General features: G+C 46.3%; 17 protein-coding genes and 1 pseudogene. 11 read left to right on the top strand and 7 right to left on the bottom strand.

The features are described from left to right. Positions 1-132: 132 nt before the first annotated feature. Entirely contained in the window at positions 133-732 is a 600-nt protein-coding gene (locus tag ABLU73_RS21120; protein WP_165708244.1) for an inovirus-type Gp2 protein, read from the bottom strand. A 306-nt stretch (positions 733-1,038) separates the two neighbouring features. Beyond that, positions 1,039-1,281, bottom strand: a complete 243-nt coding sequence (locus tag ABLU73_RS21125; protein ID WP_038434587.1) for an AlpA family phage regulatory protein — start codon at positions 1,279-1,281, stop codon at positions 1,039-1,041. A 369-nt stretch (positions 1,282-1,650) separates the two neighbouring features. Here ABLU73_RS21125 and ABLU73_RS21130 point away from each other — a divergent pair, with 369 nt between their 5' ends. Both ABLU73_RS21130 and ABLU73_RS21135 read left to right on the top strand, forming a co-directional pair. Then, positions 1,651-2,739: a hypothetical protein gene (locus ABLU73_RS21130; protein WP_165708246.1), complete on the top strand. Its 1,089-nt coding sequence runs from the start codon at positions 1,651-1,653 to the stop codon at positions 2,737-2,739. A gap of 82 nt (positions 2,740-2,821) precedes the next feature. Next, positions 2,822-3,712: a YfjP family GTPase gene (locus tag ABLU73_RS21135; protein ID WP_165708248.1), complete on the top strand. Its 891-nt coding sequence runs from the start codon at positions 2,822-2,824 to the stop codon at positions 3,710-3,712. 36 nt (positions 3,713-3,748) lie between these two features. Here the strand turns inward: ABLU73_RS21135 and ABLU73_RS21140 are convergent, their stop codons facing one another. After that, entirely contained in the window at positions 3,749-4,102 is a 354-nt protein-coding gene (locus ABLU73_RS21140) for a hypothetical protein (RefSeq protein WP_165708250.1), read from the bottom strand. A 320-nt stretch (positions 4,103-4,422) separates the two neighbouring features. Here ABLU73_RS21140 and ABLU73_RS21145 point away from each other — a divergent pair, with 320 nt between their 5' ends. The 6 genes from ABLU73_RS21145 (at position 4,423) to ABLU73_RS21170 (ending at position 7,923) form a co-directional block, all read left to right on the top strand. Then, positions 4,423-5,112 (top strand): hypothetical protein, encoded by a 690-nt coding sequence (locus ABLU73_RS21145; RefSeq protein ID WP_165708252.1) that lies wholly within the window; start codon positions 4,423-4,425, stop codon positions 5,110-5,112. A 223-nt stretch (positions 5,113-5,335) separates the two neighbouring features. Continuing rightward, entirely contained in the window at positions 5,336-5,782 is a 447-nt protein-coding gene (locus ABLU73_RS21150; protein WP_048964040.1) for an antirestriction protein, read from the top strand. 11 nt (positions 5,783-5,793) lie between these two features. Further along, positions 5,794-6,270, top strand: a complete 477-nt coding sequence (gene radC / locus ABLU73_RS21155) for a DNA repair protein RadC (RefSeq protein WP_045411015.1) — start codon at positions 5,794-5,796, stop codon at positions 6,268-6,270. 13 nt (positions 6,271-6,283) lie between these two features. Then, complete coding sequence (locus tag ABLU73_RS21160; RefSeq protein WP_040189932.1) at positions 6,284-6,610, top strand: type IV toxin-antitoxin system YeeU family antitoxin; 327 nt, start codon at positions 6,284-6,286, stop codon at positions 6,608-6,610. Positions 6,611-6,633: 23 nt separating this feature from the next. After that, positions 6,634-6,975, top strand: a complete 342-nt coding sequence (locus ABLU73_RS21165) for a TA system toxin CbtA family protein (protein WP_130951580.1) — start codon at positions 6,634-6,636, stop codon at positions 6,973-6,975. 114 nt (positions 6,976-7,089) lie between these two features. Then, on the top strand, positions 7,090-7,923 hold the full coding sequence (locus ABLU73_RS21170; protein WP_165708254.1) for a DUF4942 domain-containing protein: 834 nt from the start codon (positions 7,090-7,092) through the stop codon (positions 7,921-7,923). A gap of 111 nt (positions 7,924-8,034) precedes the next feature. Here the strand turns inward: ABLU73_RS21170 and ABLU73_RS21175 are convergent. After that, positions 8,035-8,649 (bottom strand): annotated as a pseudogene (locus ABLU73_RS21175) (LysR substrate-binding domain-containing protein); the annotation flags it as partial. Positions 8,650-8,973: 324 nt separating this feature from the next. Between ABLU73_RS21175 and ABLU73_RS21180 the strand changes: the two are divergent. Both ABLU73_RS21180 and ABLU73_RS21185 read left to right on the top strand, forming a co-directional pair. Further along, a complete protein-coding gene (locus ABLU73_RS21180; protein WP_165708256.1) occupies positions 8,974-10,407 on the top strand; it encodes an MFS transporter in 1,434 nt (477 codons plus the stop codon). Between the two features lie 80 nt (positions 10,408-10,487). After that, positions 10,488-11,840, top strand: a complete 1,353-nt coding sequence (locus ABLU73_RS21185; protein WP_165708257.1) for a NosD domain-containing protein — start codon at positions 10,488-10,490, stop codon at positions 11,838-11,840. Positions 11,841-11,930: 90 nt separating this feature from the next. Here ABLU73_RS21185 and ABLU73_RS21190 read toward each other — a convergent pair whose 3' ends face one another. From ABLU73_RS21190 to ABLU73_RS21200, 3 genes are all read right to left on the bottom strand, one after another. Continuing rightward, complete coding sequence (locus tag ABLU73_RS21190) at positions 11,931-12,896, bottom strand: carbohydrate kinase (RefSeq protein ID WP_165708259.1); 966 nt, start codon at positions 12,894-12,896, stop codon at positions 11,931-11,933. Positions 12,897-12,898: 2 nt separating this feature from the next. Then, positions 12,899-14,623, bottom strand: coding sequence for a GH32 C-terminal domain-containing protein (locus ABLU73_RS21195; RefSeq protein ID WP_348850428.1), 1,725 nt, complete (start codon positions 14,621-14,623; stop codon positions 12,899-12,901). A 107-nt stretch (positions 14,624-14,730) separates the two neighbouring features. Further along, the gene (locus ABLU73_RS21200; RefSeq protein WP_165708263.1) at positions 14,731-15,741 is read right to left on the bottom strand and encodes a LacI family DNA-binding transcriptional regulator; all 1,011 of its coding nucleotides are present in this window, start codon (positions 15,739-15,741) and stop codon (positions 14,731-14,733) included. A gap of 414 nt (positions 15,742-16,155) precedes the next feature. Here ABLU73_RS21200 and ABLU73_RS21205 point away from each other — a divergent pair, with 414 nt between their 5' ends. Next, entirely contained in the window at positions 16,156-18,036 is a 1,881-nt protein-coding gene (locus ABLU73_RS21205) for a DUF4209 domain-containing protein (protein WP_117363022.1), read from the top strand. Positions 18,037-18,416 lie beyond the last annotated feature (380 nt).

Here is an 18,416-nt window from a genome sequence, read left to right on the forward strand (position 1 = left end):
ACTGCACTGGCAGCAATGATACAGAAGGCGCAGATGAAAGCATACGTTTCAGACTGTTAACATTTACCTGAAACTCAAATACCTGCGAGCCTTTCTATGTGTTTGTGGAACAAGCGATTGAACGGTTCGGTACTAATTTTCAGAAATAGTGCCCATCGCTTTACGAGGCCTCCCTGACATTGGACGTTGTGGGACTTCATTGCATCCGTATGAACAGAGCCCCTCTTTTTGCTCCTCTTTTGTCAGATAGCTCAATACTCGACGAATATTTAGAATGCTGGCGGGTTCATTATAACGCACGGGAATATTGATATCGGCTTTATAAGGTTCTTTAAACTGGCATATATTAAAATAGCCCTCCTGTTGGGTTAATTGCTTCCAGAATTCTCCTGCCTGCTGTGCAAAAGGATAGGATCTTTGCGTTTGATGCCCATCCAGCCAGTATGCAGCATGTGCATGGAAGCCATGATCGGCTGTCCATTCAATGACCCAGAAATAGCCCACAATAGCATCTTTTTGCATCATTTTATTCATCAATAATCGCAGGTTACGCTCAAGTGCATGATGATCTTGATGTAAGTAGCGAGGGGTATCCTTTTTATAAAAGAAGTCTAGGCGTAATGTTAGTAAACAAGAATATCTGGCTACCATTGCATCGATATGATTATCTAGAATTACTGAAAGAAACCAGTTTGGATTCCATGATGGGTTATATTGGTGACTATTATTCATAGGTTAGACCTGTTTTTTTTAACGTTGTTAGATGATGGGGGAGTGCAGATAAAATATCTTCAGTGTACGTGATAAGGGTAAGTACGATACGTAATGATGTTTAGTGAATAGATTGGATAGATACTAAATGTAAGTCTGGGGAGAGTATTAATTATACTAAAAAACCCAAATTAAATTATTTGATGCAATTCTAGATGCAGCTAGTTTTGTTTCTATGTAACCTCTGTCATTTGAAATCGATATTTAATTGATTTTTGCATGTTTCATTCGTAACTAAGATTCAAGGTCTTTTCTAAAGATTAATAATTACTGTCCTCTTGAATTTTTAATCCGTTCTGTCATCCAGGCTTCAACTTCACTTTTTAGCCAACGAGAGCTTCGGCCAAGTTTAATTGGTGCTGGGAACGCATTTTCAGAAATTAATCTATAGAACCATTTGTCGGTCATATTGGTGTAGGCAGTGATAAATGCCATGTCGACGAGCTGATCATTCAATACTGATTTTGAATCCAGGATTTTAGTTAATGGCAAAGTCGTTTGGCTGGTCATAGCGATGCTCCCGTATGGTGGTGTTGAGTTGGGAGAGAGCCTGTTGTCGATGGGAGAGTAACGGGCATCTATCTCATACTATGAGCTCGGAAGTAGAAAGTTACATCTGCCTAAACCTACAACCCATTGATGTCGCCTTTAGCATGATGCCCTCGCTGATATGCCTGAAAATTCTTTTGAAGAATGCGTATAGTGTTTGCCGATGATTACGAGAGCGAAAAACCATAATGGCCTGGTGTTTTTTTAGATTTTAACCCTTCTGTTGTGGGCTTACCCTCAGAATTAGCATTACATTAAACTAACTTGTTGACTCCAGTAAAAATACATTTTAAATACTTAGTATAGTGTATTTAAATACAGGTATTTATCATGAATAAGAATGATAAGGATAGTCATTTAGATGCTTTTGGAAAATTATTCTCTAATGAATTATCACAGAAAGAAATGATTTCGACTGAGCGGCCATCAACTTCTGCCAGTCCTGAAAATAACAAGGAAAGTTCTTTATTGCAGGCATCAGAGGTGAAGCAACTTCCTGGCGGTGATAGTAAGCATGAGTGCGCAGATGTAGATCTTTCTCCTGCTACTCTGGTGGCTGAAGGAAATCAAAATGACCCTGCGATAGAACGTGTAATGCGGCAGATATTGGCTCAGGAAAATACTATTCCTAAAAAGCAAGTCTTAAATGGAGGTGAAGATCCCTACCTTAGTGATGTTGATTTTAGGTGGTTAAAAGGAGATGCCAATGAGCGAGCTATTTTCTGGTTTTGGATATATATCCGCACTGCATCAAATAGCCGTCTCAATTTGCCAGAATTAAAGTTGCAAAATGGCTGGGATTCAGGGGTTCCTTGTTTATACTCTTTTTTTGGGCTTCCGGATAATCCCGTCAGTTCCGCTGAAAGGAGTCGATTAATTATTACCTTCTTCAATAAACTCTCGGATTTCTTCAATCCTATCCAAATTAAAGAGTCATTCGAACATATTCGTAGTATCTGGCTTCACTTGATTAGCCCTGTTCGACAATTTAAATGGTTAAAGAAAAAAGACTATGAGGGTATTGAATGGGCGTGGGATTATTTATTAAAAAGGAAGGATGTCAATGATAACATCCTTTTTTGGTTTAAGCCCACAGATGCAAATGAGAAATATATTGCGATCATGGGGGCAATTGATTGCTGGGTTATACGGGGGAATAAAATTGATTGTCAGGATAAAAAATTACTTCTGGATAACATGAAAAAAGCGTTTCAGCAGCGCGGGCGACGAGATAAAAAGAAAAGCTTCAACCTTAATACTGAGATTTCTATAAAAACCCGTAGGGAACTCAAAGAGTTGGTTAAATTGCATGGTGTCAATATAAATAAATTTATTGAAGGGCTGATTAATGATGAATATGTAAAATATAAAAACAATCCCAATGAATATAAAATATCTTTATTAAAGAAAAAACAATAGCCCCACTAAATTTCATGTCTATATTACTTATGTGAATAGCCGGTTGATTTCCTTCCGGCTTTGCTTTTCACAGGAGTAAAACATGTCCCAAACCCCCGAATCGCAGGATACCAGTGATATCCTGCGTGCCTGCCTTAATTTCTTACCCCAACAAACGACCGAACGTATTCTTTCCCGCCTGCAACACGCCATCAACTACGAGCCCGTGATTGGCATTATGGGCAAAAGTGGAGCGGGTAAGAGTTCGCTTTGCAACGCCCTGTTTCAACAACCGGTATGTCTGACCAGCGATTTGCTGGGCTGTACCCGTGAACCCCAGCGGATAGTGCTCACCGTGGGCGAGCGTAGTATGACACTGGTGGATTTGCCTGGTGTGGGCGAGACACCGGAATACGATGCGGAATATTCGGCGCTGTATCAGAAGTTGCTGACGGAGCTGGATTTGATTATCTGGGTCCTGCGTGCTGATGATCGTGCGCGTGCGGTCGATATCGTCACGCACCGGTCACTGCTTGCTTATGGCGCGGATGCTTCCCGTTTCCTGTTTGTCATCAGCCAGGCAGACCGCATTCCTCCATTGCCAGAACTTGCCGGACAGACAGTTCCTTCAACTGAGCAGTGCCTTTCACTTGCGGTTATCAGTTCGCAGATTGCTGGTCAGTTACCATCCTCTTTCCCTGTGATGGCCGTTTCAGCACATACCGGCTACAACCTGCATGCTCTGGTGGAACTAATGATACATGCGTTACCTGTACAGGCCAGTAGCGCTTTTTATTGCCAGTTAAAGCCAGAAAATCATACGGAGGAGAGTGATGTTGCAGTACGCCAGCGTTTTGGTGAAATAGCCGGTTCGGCTTTTGACACGGTGATCGCTTCTGAGCGTCTGCCTGCTGGCTGGAGCTTGTTGCTGAGGAGGTTGCGGGAAAAACTGGTACAGCTTGCGTCTGAATTATGGGAGAGGATTTTTGGCTGAACCGGACAGACTCAGCCACGGACAGATGTAAACCCGTTACTTTTTATACCTTACGGATAAGGTTCGTTTAACGTAATTCTTACCAATTTCATAGTCCGGGTTCCATGTCGCCAGATTATGGACACCGATTGCAGCGGCGCTCACTGCTCCCAGAAGTGCTGTTGGTGACCACAGGGAGCCTGCGACCGCTGTGCTTCTGTATTCGGTGTATACACGGCAGGTTAATTTCTTCTGCTGATGTTCAATCGCGTACTCCACTCTTTTGACGGTTTCACTGATATCGGCAACATTCGTGATATCAAAACTTTTCCGGTAAAAAATCAGGTCGTGCAGTTTCTCTCTGGTCAGAAATTCTGCATTAAACGGCTCAATCTGTACTGTTCCTGACATCCGTTGTTCCTCTCTTTCCTGGACTCTATGAATTTCCCTGGGCACGCGCCTTATGGTCAAACGTTCCACTTTTTCAGGGGCAGTGTATGTCATAAAAGAATATATCGATCTGTATAAACGATCAATAATAAGAAATTGATCGTTATTATCTATCAATAATAACTTTCGATATCCATGAATTGATCGTCTTAACCTATCAAAAAGTAAGGATATCCTGGCTCGTTTAGCGCCGTTTTCCTGCTCTTTTGACAGATGTTGACTGATTAATAACTTATGCAGTGGTTCTCTCCTGACCTCTGCTGCCAAGCCACAGGTGATTTATGAAAACCAGAACAATAATTGCTCTTTTTCTCTCCGCCGCCTCTGTCTCTGCGCAAGCAGGCAACTGGATGGTGAAAAACGGATGGTGTCAGACCATGACGGAAGACGGTCAGGCGCTGGTTATGCTGAAAAAAGACACTATTGGTATCTTCGGCCAGTTGCAGGTTTGCCCCAACGGCCAGCAGGAACTGATGGGAAGCCGTATCAGCATTAATGGGAATCTGATCCGCACCTCTCAGATATGTAATCAACAGACCGGCTATAAAGCTGTTGAAATCGAAGGTGGGCAGGCTCCCGCCGCAGCCAGGAAAGCCATTGAATCAATTGCCGGTCAGGATATTTCCAGCGTACAGGTCTTTGGCACACAAATGAAATTTACTCGTGGCGATATGCTCCAGGTTTGCCCGAAATATGTCAGCGCCCTTGCAGGCGTATCAGCAGAAGTCACCGGGAACAAGCCGCTGAAAGTAAACAAAGGTTCGGTAATGAAAGCGGCCAGACAGGCGTACACGAAAGAATATGACCGTGAAACGGCAGACGCCGCTGATTTTGGCAGCTATGAAGTGAAGGGAAATACGGTGGTATATGAAGTCTACAATGCCGCTTACCGCACCTACGATAAAATCGTTGTTACTGTAGGATCTGATGGTAACGCCACCGGTGCAAAGGTGGAGTACATGGGGCAATAACCCCCTGGTATTGTTTCTGACTCAGCCATAAAGGCCGTGCCTCCATCGGGAAGCATGGCCTTTTTGCTTTTATGCCGTCCTACTCATTGCATCACCCACCACAACACTATCCGTAAACGCAGGCAGAGATGACGGTCTCACCGCGTTTTAACGACCTGATTTAACGACTCATCATCACGCCAGCCCTGACCGGCTGGCTTTTTTATTTTAGGAGTGATTAATCATGAATACTGCAATTACTGACGCCACCTTATCGTCAGACACTATTTTCGCCACGCCTGTCGCAGATGAACAACGCCCCGGCTTTTGGCCGCAGCATTTTGGCACGATTCCACAGTGGATATTACTGGAGCCGCGCATCTTCGCCTGGATGGACCGTTTCTGTGCGGATTACATCGGGGGTATCTGGAATTTTTACACGCTCAGCAATGGCGGCGCTTTTATGGTGCCGGATACTGTCCGCGATGCGCAATGGCAACTCTTTAACAGCATGAATGGCAATGATGCGCAAATGAGTGCAGAGGCCGCCGGAATTACCGTCTGTCTTATCGAGTACAGCCATCATGCCTGCCGTACCGGGTGCGATGCCATGACAGCGCACTTTTATCGTCTGCGTGAGTATGCTCTGCGCCATCAGGAATGCTCCGCCATCATGCGCATTATCGACTGAGGATACAAGGTATGACTTTCAATTTATCAATACCGCAGGAACTACCGCTGACAACCCGGCGAACTGTTCAGCGTGCTCTGTCGCTGCTTGAACACCATCTGCGCGAGCCTGGCGCGTCGTTCACGTCCACAACGGTTGTCAGGGACTGGCTGCGCCTGAAAATGACCGGGCTGGAGCGCGAGGTGTTTTTAGTGCTGTACCTTAACCAGCAAAATCAGTTAATTACTCACGAAACCCTGTTTACCGGCACTATCAACAGTACGGAAGTGCATCCCCGTGAAGTGGTGAAATCAGCCCTTCGCCATAATGCAGCCGCCGTGCTTTTTGCCCACAACCATCCCTCCGGTGAAGCTGAGCCCAGCCAGGCCGACAGACAGATTACCGCCAGACTGGTAAAGGCGCTGTCGCTGGTAGAAATCCGGGTGCTGGATCACTGCATAGTCGGAGGCATGACAGTGGTTTCATTTGCCGAACGAGGCTGGTTATGAAGGAGGGCAAAAGATGCCACTGACTGATGCCATACAGTGGGGATTAAAGCGAAGTTTCACACCGAATTTTGGCGCAAGGCTGGTACAGGAAGGCAACCGACTGCACTACCTGGCTGACCGGGCCAATATCACCGGTAAATTTGTTGATGCCGAATGTCAGAAGCTGGAAGAAGCATTCCCGCATTTTATCCGCCAGATGGAACTGATGCTGAGCACTGGCGAACTTAATCCCCGTCATGCGCACAGCGTCACTCTCTACCACAACGCTTTCACCTGTGAAGCCGATACTCTCGGTAGTTGTGGTTACGTCTACATCGTTATTTATCCCACTCAACGTTAAACCTTTTTCACACGCGAGAAAAAATGAAAACCTTACCTGCAACAACTCAGCGGGCGGCTAAGCCGTGCCCCTCTCCCGTGACGGTCTGGCAGATGCTACTTACCCGTCTGCTGGAGCAACATTATGGCCTTACCCTGAATGACACGCCGTTCAGCGATGAAACCGTTATTCAGGAACATATCAACGCCGGTATTACGCTGGCTGATGCTGTTAACTTTCTGGTGGAAAAGTACGAACTGGTTCGTATCGATCGCAGAGGGTTTAACTGTCAGGAGCAGTCCCCTTATCTGGGCGCAGTGGATATTTTGCGGGCGCGGCAGGTAACCGGCCTGTTGCGGCAAAGCCCTCATCCTTCGATACGCTGAATCTTGCGAGCCGTCTTCCCGAATTACATCACCAATCTTATTTCCTTATTAACTCATTGCATAATGCGCCTGCCATTCCCGGCGGGCGTGTTTGCTTTTTACGGACAAAATACCATGCAAACAGAAGCTGAAATTTTAACCGATCATAATGAGCTGATTTGCTCCACCAGTATTGAACGCATCGTCACAGGACGTAATGCTGCGCTGGGTCAGATAGAAACGCTGATCCAAAAACTTGATGAGATCTCCCGACTAACTTCCAGCATTGGTGGAAACGTGGCAAACCACTGGGCCATGCGTCAGGGGCATTCATACGACTGCTGGCTGATGCAGCCGGTGAACAAAGCGATGCCAGTCATCACCCGCAATATTGACCGCAGCATCTGGCGTGACTTGATGCTGAAATCGGGGATGTTGTCGTTGATGGATGCCGAGGCTCGCAACCAGTGGGCAAAGGATCTGGAGGAGGGCGATCTTCCGGCCATTAGTGAAGCCAATATCATGAGTACCTTTGAGCAGTTGCACCATAACAAGCAGGACGTTTTTGAACGCGGCATTATCAATGTGTTCAAAGGACTAAGCTGGGACTATAAAACCAATAATCCCCGCTACTTCGGTAAGAGGATTATCGTTAATAGCTTGGTGAAGTACGACAAATGGGGTTTTAGTCTGAACTGGGGCTGGCGGCGTGATCAGCTCGCCGAGCTGGAGCGGATGCTGTACCTGTTGGATGGTAAAACCATTCCCGACAACCGGCATGATATCTCTATTCGGTTTATGAACTTTGTGCGCGACAATCCCCTTGAGCAGGTTTTCGAGGACGATTTGTTCATCATTCGCTACTTTCAGAAGGGTAGTGGGCATATCACGTTTAAGCGTCTGGATCTGGTGGAGAAGATGAATGACATTGTGGCGAAGCACTATCCAGGTATGTTGCCTGCCAAATGAGAGATAATGTGTATTAGTCGCGACTTGATCTGACGGTTTTCGCTGGCAGCACACAATCAAATCTGACAGTCTACTTTGAGCGAGAAGCGGACGTTAGGGTAAGCCTGTGAATCACCCCATTGAAGTGGTTATCAAAAAATCAATCAGGGCCTTCACTCTTTTCGTTTTACCCGCGTTTTTGGGGTAATAGAGATAGACTGGCGGGTAGGTTTTCCAGTAGCTCTCCATCACGGGGATAAAGTGTTCCCTGTCGGGCTGTAACTGCCAAATGGGTTCAAACAGGCGTCCAATTCCCAGTCCGTTACTGATCCCGTCAGCCATAACATCAATATCGTTGCTGATTAACTGCCCGGGCATCTCAACCGTCAGTTGCTCTCCGTGGTCGTTCAGGAGCAACGGAAGGATGCGGTTGTTAGTGATAAAACGGTAGCCAATCAGCTTGTGTTGACTGAGGTCTGCCGGCACCTCAGGCATTCCATGCTCGCTGATATAAGCTGAGGATGCATATAATCCTTCACGAAAGGGTTTCGTCAACGGCCGCGCCACCACCCCGCCTTCAAGAATATCGCCAAAACGGATCCCCAGATCAAAACGCTCTTCGATAATATTCACGGTACCGTCATAGACCGATATTTCCAGCTGTATACCCGGGTATTGCTGACAGAATTTCGCCATTGCAGGCTTAAGAATTAACAAATAGGCAAAACGCGAGAGCGTGATTCGCACGATATGGTAAAGCTTAACCGCTTTGACGGGGAGCGATGAGCGGAAGTTAAATGATTAGGCCATTAGCATCAACTTACACAAGTCTATGGACTGCCCCGTCCCGGTAGATGATCCTGCCCAATAGTGACCAGCATCCGTTTTTTATGTAACGAAAAGACATGTGCTCTTGCTTACATTTTTCGCTTTCATCCCTCTCTATAGTAGACGCTATTGTTAGGGCATCATGCGTTTTTACATATCCGCAATGGTCAAACTCTCCTTTATTTCGTCGGTACTGCCGTCACGGTCAGTACCTCATATTCATGTCTATGCAATGAGGTGTGTATGCCTGCTTCAGTTATTGAAAAGCAGAGTGCTTATGGGAAGCTGAGTTTGAGAGAAAAGGTCGGCTACGGCATGGGTGATGCAGGTTCCTGTATGATCTGGAGCGTTCTGGCACTTTATCTGACCTGGTTCTATACCGATGTTTACGGGCTGGATCCCGCGATTGTAGGAACGTTATTTTTGGTCATTCGTGTTATTGATGCGTTTAGCGACCCCGTCATGGGTGCAATTTGCGATCGTACCCAAAGCCGTTGGGGTAAATTCAGACCCTGGATATTGTGGATGGCTATTCCCTTTGGCCTGGGTGCAGTATTGATGTTCTCTACACCCGATCTGAGCATGAACGGGAAAATCATTTATGCCTGGGTGACCTATTTAGTCATGTCCTTAATCTATACCGCCATCAATATTCCATATTGCTCTGTCGCGGGTGTGATTACGCTTAATCAGAAAGAGCGGATGAGCTGTTTGTCATGGCGTTTCTTCCTTAATGGTCTGGCAACCCTTATCGTCTCCTCAACTATTTTACCCCTGACCGACTGGCTGGGAGGTGGTAGTCGGGCTTCTGGTTTTCAGATGACAATGGTGATTATGGGGGGGGCTGCAACCTTAATGTTCCTTTTCTGTTTCTCCAGCATTAAGGAACGCGTTGTTTCAGTTAATGCCAATGATTCGTTAAAGCGTGACCTGAAAGATATCATTAAAAATGATCAATGGCTGTTGATGATCTCCATCACCTTCCTTAACGTCTTCCCGGCTTTTATTCGCGGGGCGGTGACAATTTATTATGCAACCTATGTCATGCATGCCTCTGTTGGGTTTATTACCTTCTTTATGGCGCTGGGGGTCGCGTGCAATATGTTGGGAAGCGTCATTGCCAAGCCACTTACCGACCGCTTCGATAAAATTAAGCTCTTTCGCGTACTCAACGTTATTCTGGGGATACTGTCGTTCGCATTGTGGTTTGTTAACCCTGCGTCACTGACACCGTTGTTAACACTGTTTATCATCATTAATATTCTGCATTTAATTCAGTCAGGACCGATTCTGTGGGCCATGATGTCTGATGTGGATGATTACGGTGACTGGAAATTTGGCAAACGCCTGACCGGCATCTCCTTTGCGGGCAATCTGTTTATGTTGAAAATGGGTCTGGCCGTGGCTGGGGCTATCGTTGCCTGGGTTTTGGCATCAACCGGTTACGTTGCCAATCAGCCGCAGCAAAATCATGAGACGATCCAGTGGATTATCATCATGTTCTCGCTCATGCCAATGCTAAGCTATTTTGTCAGCGCATATATGGCACGTTACTTTAAGTTAAACGATGTCTTCCTCGAAAGAATAAAAGTCGATCTGGCAAAGCGCGGACTGGAAAATGGCCGTGCACAACCTGCGGTACCGACTAGCACCCCGGCAAATCAACCCTCACAATAATTTTGAAAAACAAGCGGCATCCTTTATGTAGGGTGCCGCGCGGTTTAATTGTGTGTTAGTGATTCAGGAGAATTCAATTGATGTCCAGTGAAAATTATTATGATGTAACAGAATGGGATGTTGGCAATCCATTTAGCGATATTGGCGAAGTTATCAACAGTATCATCGCTGATATTAAAACGAAACAAACGGCGGTTGATGTTGATGAAAGCGGGAAACCGGGGGCGGTTATCTATATTCCACCGGGAGATTACCATCTGAAAACGCAGGTCTTAATTGACATCAGTTTTCTTAAAATCATGGGCTCCGGCCATGGTTTCACCTCCTCAAGTATTCGGTTCAATACCCCTGACACCTCAAACTGGCATGAAGTGTGGCCAGGAGGCAGTCGTGTCATGGTTGATTTGTCGCCGCAGGCGGGTGATGAAGAATATCTGGGGGCTGCGTTTTACGTAAAACGCGATGGCGATCCACGTATCAGCTCCGTTGAATTCACCAATTTCTGTATTGATGGTTTGCACTTTGTCGATGATGGCTCAGGTAATGACGATCCTGAAAATACTTATGTGAATGGTAAAACAGGTATTTATATCGCCAGCGCCCAGGACTCATTCCGCATAAATGGTATGGGCTTTGTGTATTTAGAACACGGCTTCACAAGCTATGATGCTGATGCCCTGTCAGTACATGATAATTTTATTGCCGAATGCGGAAACTGTATTGAACTGCGTGGGTCAGGGCAGGCGTCAAAAATCACTGATAACCTGATCGGTGCCGGGTACAAAGGTTATTCTATTTATGCTGAGAACTTTGCAGGCCTGTTAGTCACCGCCAATAATGTCTTCCCTCGTGGTTCAAGCAGTGTTCATTTCTCCAACGTGGTGCGCTCGACAATAAGCAGCAACAGGCTGCACTCGTTTTATCCCGGTATGCTGGTGCTTGATAATCAATGCGCCGAAGTTCTGGTGTCTTCTAACCATTTCTTCCGTGAGCATGAGCCCTGGGAACCGATGCAAGCCTATGATAACGGTTTAGATGATTTATATGGCCTTCTGTATATTAACGGTAATAATAACTCTTTGATTGCTAATCATATTTCAGAATCTATCGACGCGCAGTATATTAAGCCACTCGGGGCCAAACCGGTTATCATCCGTGTGATTTCAGGCAGTGGAAATTATATTTCTGACAACCGTATTGTGGCGACGACCACTGCGGCAGGTAACCAGACGGCGAAAACAAATTCCTGTTTCGAGGCACAGGTGAGTTCTATGCTGTCGGTCAGGGACCTGACACAGCTTGAGGTCACCATGGTGCAGGTCGAGACAGAGTCGGTGCAAAATATTGTTCTGGACTCGGGGAGTGATGCTCAGGTCGTTCTCGACAAGACGGTAAATGCATTCCGACCAACCCCTGTTCCTGGCGGCGTATAGATTTTTATCTGAGTCTATCGATGAAAAAAGGGGAGCTTTAAAAGCTCCCCTTTTTTATGCCAGAAAAAAATACCGGACTATTCTCGACGTTTACACCAGTTTAGCCAACGTTGGAATAGCGTCGATTGCGCCGAAGCGCGTACAGGTTAAGGCACCAACTTTGTTGGCCCATGTGACATCCGCCGTGAAATCATCAAAGGTTATCGCTCGGCTATCCCGCTGCGTAAAGCGCAGTAGCAGTGCGCCAACAAAAGCGTCTCCAGCTCCCGTTGAATCGACAGATTTAACCGAAATAGAAGGAACCAGTGTTTGCTCCCCGTTTCGATGACTGGCCCAGGTTCCCTGGCTGCCGAGGGTGATGGTGACAAAGTTGGCTCCCCGGTCGTGTAAATATCGACATCCCTGAACCCTGTCAGTCTGGCCGGTAATAAGTTCCAGTTCTTCTTCACTCATTTTGACCATATCGGCCATATTCAGGAAGGGGTCGCAGCGGCGAATAAATTCTGCTTCGTTACCTCCCCACAATCCACTGCGAAAGTTAGGGTCGAAAGAGAGCATTTTTCCCTGCTCTTTCGCCCGACGTGCGATCGTGGCGTAGGTCTCATAAAACTCTCCGTCCATTAAGCCAGTGGCCGCCCCGAGGTGAACGATCCTACTACCACTGAGAAAGTCAGCAGGCAAACTTTGCAGTGATAAATTGCGATCAGCCCCACGGCAGAATACAAAATCGCGCTCGCCGTCGTGTTGGATCCCCACAAAAGCCAGCGTTGTGGGAAGGGCGTTATCGCGAATAATCAGAGTGGTATCCACTGATTCCTGACGCAACGTCTCTATCAAAAACTCGCCAAAAGGATCGTTTCCTACCTGTGCAGCCAGCCGAACATTCCCCCCCAGACGGGTAATCGCTACCGCAACGTTTGACGGTGCACCGCCTGCTTTCTTGAGGAAGTTCTCGCCTTTTACCAGCCCCTGATCGATGTCGGTACAAACAAAATCAATCAACAGTTCGCCCAGGCAGACAATACTCTGACAATTAATGGTTGTTTCTAAGCTCATTATTACTGACTCCATGTCGTACGATATTGTGATAGCAACACTGTAGTGAGCGTCGCGGACGAGTTGTATTCCAGGGCGAGGTGCTGGCATGCACTGATATGGAAATAGCGACGCGTGCCACACTGGCTACCCTGGTTGGCAAATACCTCAACAATGCCCGCATCAAAGAACAGCACCAGTTCGTTGAGCTCATCCACGTAAACGCTGTAGCGCATATCGTCCAGGCCTACTGCCTGTAGCGTCAGCATATTTTCGTTATAGCGCAGCGTTATATGCTGGTCATTTTCGCCCTGCAACGTCAGGCGTAACTGGGTGATCTCATCTCCTTTAAGCTGTAGCGAGAATGATTGCCACACATCAAGACGGAGCTGTAACTGTCCTTCAGAGCATGCGTGGAGATGTTCGTGTTGTTGGATGACACAAGAGGGTGGCGGCGACACGGGGAGCATACACACCTGACCGGCATCATTAAGTGTAAACTGGCGCGGCAGCGACATTTCACCGTTGTAGACTGAATCAGCGGTCTTCTTGCTGGCCCAGTTGTACAACCACGCAAAACCAAGGGTCTTTCCCTCATCGCGGAATGTTTGCAATGCATAAAAATCCGTACCGAAGTCAAGCGTCTGCAATGCTTTATCATCCGGGATAAAGCGCCCCTGACTGAACTCGCCGGTCAGAGCATAAAGCAGGTTATGTCGGCCGGTTTTCGCTTCCGTATAGCCCACGATCCCCATGATTAACACCCATTTATCCCCAATCGGGAAAAAGTCAGGGCATTCCACACAACGCCCTCCGTGATGGCTGAACGTTTTATCTGCCCGATAGAGCACGTGGTCAAATACCCAGTCATCGCCGTTTGGCGAGGTGAAAAGCAACACCGCAGGATCGTTGTCCACCGCAGCACCCAGTAACATAAAATAACGCTGCTGTTGTTTGTCAAACCAGACTTTCGGATCGCGGAAATCGCAGCTAACTCCCTCGGGCAGTTCGCTCAACACTTGCTTAACGGATTCCACTTTATCCAGCCAGCGGCCAGGTCGGGCGCACTTCTGAACTTCTCGATAACCGGCATACAGATCGTAAGCAGGTAAACGTTCGGTGAAGTAGAACCGGGTATTGCCGTCGTTATCCTGAAAAGCGGTACCGGAAAATGCCCCTCCGGTCGCGCCAAGAGCTTCAAGATTCTGCTCTGGCTGTAAAAACACAGGATAGTGACGCCAATGATAGAGATCGTCACTGGTGGCATGCCCCCAGTGCATTGGCCCCCATTCGGTGCTATGCGGATGAAATTGATAGAAAAGATGATAGGTATCGCCAATTTTGCACAACCCGTTAGGGTCATTCATCCAGCGGCTAAAAGGTGAAAAGTGCAGCGCCGGGCGCAACGGCTCTTGCCCGTACCAGGCCGCCATCTCACCTTGTCCCACCGCACGTAACGTATCGGCTTCGCCGACCAGGTACGTTATCCCAACCCGGTGCACCGTTTCGGGTTGCCAAAAGTAAAATAACGAAATATCTGCAGCGTCATCATTCCATTCAATCGATATCGGTTCATCAGAATAGTGAGTCCAGGTGAAATATTGATAATATTCAGCCGCTTTTTTAATGGCATAGACTATTTTTCCGCCCACCGAAAATTGTAGTAACGGCGAACGCAAGTCGTGATTTTTCTTCAGCCACAGATCAAACCGCGTGCCTGATGCTGCGGGCAATACTAATTTTTTCATGGTGATTACTCTTTATTTAATAGATATGAATTTTTTTCAGGTGCATACCTTCCACCTTCGGCAGAATTTATAAAGTCGATTAATATTTGATGTGTAAAAAACTCGAGTTAATTCTTGATTATTGTCATACCCAGGCTACTTTCACGGACAATCAGTCGGGTCGTTAACTCCACTGAATCGATGCTGTCTTTTGTTTCTCTGCGGTTGATCAATTCGAATGCTAGTTTGCCCATTTCATTAATAGGCTGGGCAATGCTGGTGATGTTCATCATTTGCGCAATAATAGTATTATCAAAACTAGCCACCGCAATATCTTCAGGAATATTAATCCCTTTACGTCTCAGACGCTCAATCACGTAGCTTGCGGCAACATCGTTATAAATAAACAGACAGTTTATTTTTTCGCCCTGAGAAATTATTTTGTCCACAATATTGTCCAGCGAGTGGATATGTCCCCGGTTAATTTCGCCGTCACCTTTCGGTATCCAGTAACCATGGTGTTTTTCCACCAAGTGACCGTGACTGAGTACTCTTTTGCAGAAGGCTGACATTTTACGGTTGTCTACGCCATCCTGACCAATAAAACCTGGGCGGATACGGCCGATATCGATAAAATGTTCGGCTATTGTTTCTGCTCCGCGTTCCTGATTGTTGCAAACCGAATTAAAGAAACGCGAATTTTGTGTTACCACTGCGGTATGAATACCGGTGTTTATCAGCCACTCCGACAAGGAGGATTCGGCTTCAGTCGGCACCCAAATCAATGCCTCAATGCCCATCCCGGCCAATGTTCTGACTATTTGCTTGTCCTGAAATGGCTGGTTTTGATGAGTTTTAATAATGACCGATTTCCCGACGTATCGCGCTTCTTCCTCAAGGGAGGCCAGAAGTTCGCAGAAATGCGGGTTAATTAAATTCGGCACCACGACCCCTATCAGACCAGAGCATTTTCCACTCAGTAAAACGGCATTTCTGTTGGGAACATAGCAGAGAAAATCCATCGCTTCGTGTACTGCCCGGCGGGTTTGTGCTGTCACGCTAGGGTGGTTGTTAATCACCCTTGATACCGTGGCGGTTGAAACGCCCGCTTTCGTTGCTACATCTCTGATCGAAGCCATTAAGTCATGTTACCGATTACATAAGTTACATGCATTGTAACTCAGCACCTGACAAAAAATATCTGGTAGATCTCATGTTTGATTGTTACATAGATATAGCTTCGGGTTCACAGATTCGCATTGCCAGAACGTTTCTTAACCAGCTAAAACAAATTGTTAGTTTATATCTCAGCTCGCATTCAACTGTCTGAATCGCCACGGTTTACGTAGCCATTTTTCGGTATGCAGATAATCTCCAACTTCCGCTTTTGGCACAGAGCGGACGATCTAACTGAGCTGTAGGTCCGCTGAGAGCGAGGAGCGGACATTTTCTTGGAGCAAATGACTCTGAAGTGGCAAGATGATTATCTGCAATTCATAACAAATTTTTGGTGTACTACGAATGAATGTTGCATCGGTCAAAGGAGATTACTGATGATGAACGAACGCTACCCAGTGGACTTAGTTATTTCGCTTCAGGACTTCAATGCTTCAAACTGGAAGGATTCAATTGCGCAAGCTACCCGTGAGGGTTATCCAGCTATGTGGCAAGCACTGTCGAGTGCTGCGCGTGAGGCTATTGATCAGGGGAGAATTGAAAATGGAAAGGTATTATGGTTGCTTGCAGATGCCTGTTCGATGATGCTTTCGCTATCAAGTCCTAATGAACCCTTCAAACCTTATGCTGTCTACCATGACCGCAGGTCAGTTATTCCTGATGATCTTTCTAATTCAGATATTCAATTCTTCGCTGATATCATTGATGAGGTAGACAATGATTGGCTGAAAGCACGACTCAGTGATTTAGTTTGGTTGAAGAGCAAACCACGTAATATCCGATTCGCCCTGAAGGCTATCGATGCTTACCGCAGTCTTCCTCTAGACACTGAAACATGGCTACATGGAGGACGAGACTGTTGGCCTCGCGCCATAGTCTTGGCCCGAATGCTTAGAGACGGAGCTGGTGATAGACTCCAGCAAATAGAGACGGCAATTGTTGCTGCGTTTAATGCGTCTATCCGAGCCGACGGTTTTCTTGGATTGTGGTTGGCTGACCTTCTAAAATCGAACCGTTTAGGGTTGTCAAATCTGACGGATATCTCTACGAAGCTAGAAATACTGGCTCGCGAGTTTGATGATGAGGGGGATTTGCATAAGTCGAGGGAGTATTTTTCTGCTGCTGCCAGTTGGTATAAGTTGATTCCTGACGAGGCAAAAGCTGCAGAAATGACAGTATTACTCGCTGAAGGATGGGTAAAAGAAGCCGTTGAGCGAACCGCATCTGAAAGCCCTAGCCACATGGTGGCGGCGAGCTTTTATGAAAATGCCATTCAGATATACAGAACAGTTCCTCGGGCCGTACGCTCGGTTTATCAGGTCGATGAGCGAATTGCCGAGTTGCGAACCCACCTAAATTATTCTGGAGAGAGAGCTCTAGGAGAGATGAGTGTATTTCAAACTCGTGGAGTAGATCTTACTCAGCTCATCGAAAACGCGAGGGAATCTGTCACAGGGAAATCTGCAGAAAATGCGTTGCTCGCATTTGCGAACATATATCGTGGCGTAAATGCAGATAAAATGCGCAAAAGTGCATTGGAAAGAATGCGTCAACATCCCTTACAATCATTGTTTGCGGCAACAGTGATGAGTGGTGATGGTAGAGTCATTGCTAAACGTCCAGCTATGGGGCTCGGTAAGGAATTGTCAGAGGAAGATGAAATTGCTATTCGAGCTGAGATGATTCGTGATTATGGAATCTTAGTTAATATTGTCGTTCAAGCCGACATCTGGCCTGCTCTTGAAATACTTTTGCTTGAGCATCGGTTGCGCGAAAGTGATTTTATCGAGTTAGCTCGCTCTTCTCCCATTGTGCCTAAAGACCGAGTTGGCCTTTTTGGAAAGGCACTCTTTGCAGGTTACGAACGTGATTTTGTTACCGCGCTTCATTTATTGATCCCTCAGATAGAACACTTGGTGCGAATGCATCTTAAACAAGCAGGAGCCAAGACCACTAATCTCGACAAGGATGGTATCGAGAACGAAAATGGTATGAGCACGTTGATGGGATTGCCAGAGGCCGTGCAAGTATTTGGCAAAGATCTTGTCTTTGAATTCGAATCGTTGTTCTGTAACGCCTTTGGTCCAAATTTGCGGAACGAATTGGCTCATGGGCTGCTAGATGAGGATGGATGCAATTCCCCCTTCGCTATTTATGCATGGTGGTTAGCTTTAAAAATAACATTCAATACATGGTGGAACTCAGTTAACCCTATTCCTGCCACTCAAGACGGTAGTGAAGAACAAGCTGTGGACTAGTTCGTGCCGCTGAAAAGTGGAGTGTGTATAAATAGAATTCTTTATTATCCTAAAAATGCAGGGGGGCTTACATGTATACATTTGCCCCTTTCATTCGATACCACACTGTGATGTTTTAAGGTCCGCTCCTGGCACAGAGCTGCCCGTCAGATTAGGTTTAGATCTGTGTCATAGCTGTGTCAGGCCACATCTGAGCTAATACAACTCAGTCATGTTTGTCCGGGTTCGATACCCAAGAACAATGAATTTTCGTGTTGGTATCTGTGTTGGTATAAAATGAAAGTGTTTTTAATTATATTTTTTAAATCATGAGGTTAATATTTATGTGCGAGTCCGGCCTTCGTACCAACTCACAAACATCAATATCTAAAAAATCATTA

The organism is Klebsiella sp. GG_Kp175 (genome assembly GCF_040062325.1).
In the GTDB taxonomy this organism is placed as follows: Bacteria; Pseudomonadota; Gammaproteobacteria; order Enterobacterales; family Enterobacteriaceae; genus Klebsiella; species Klebsiella quasipneumoniae.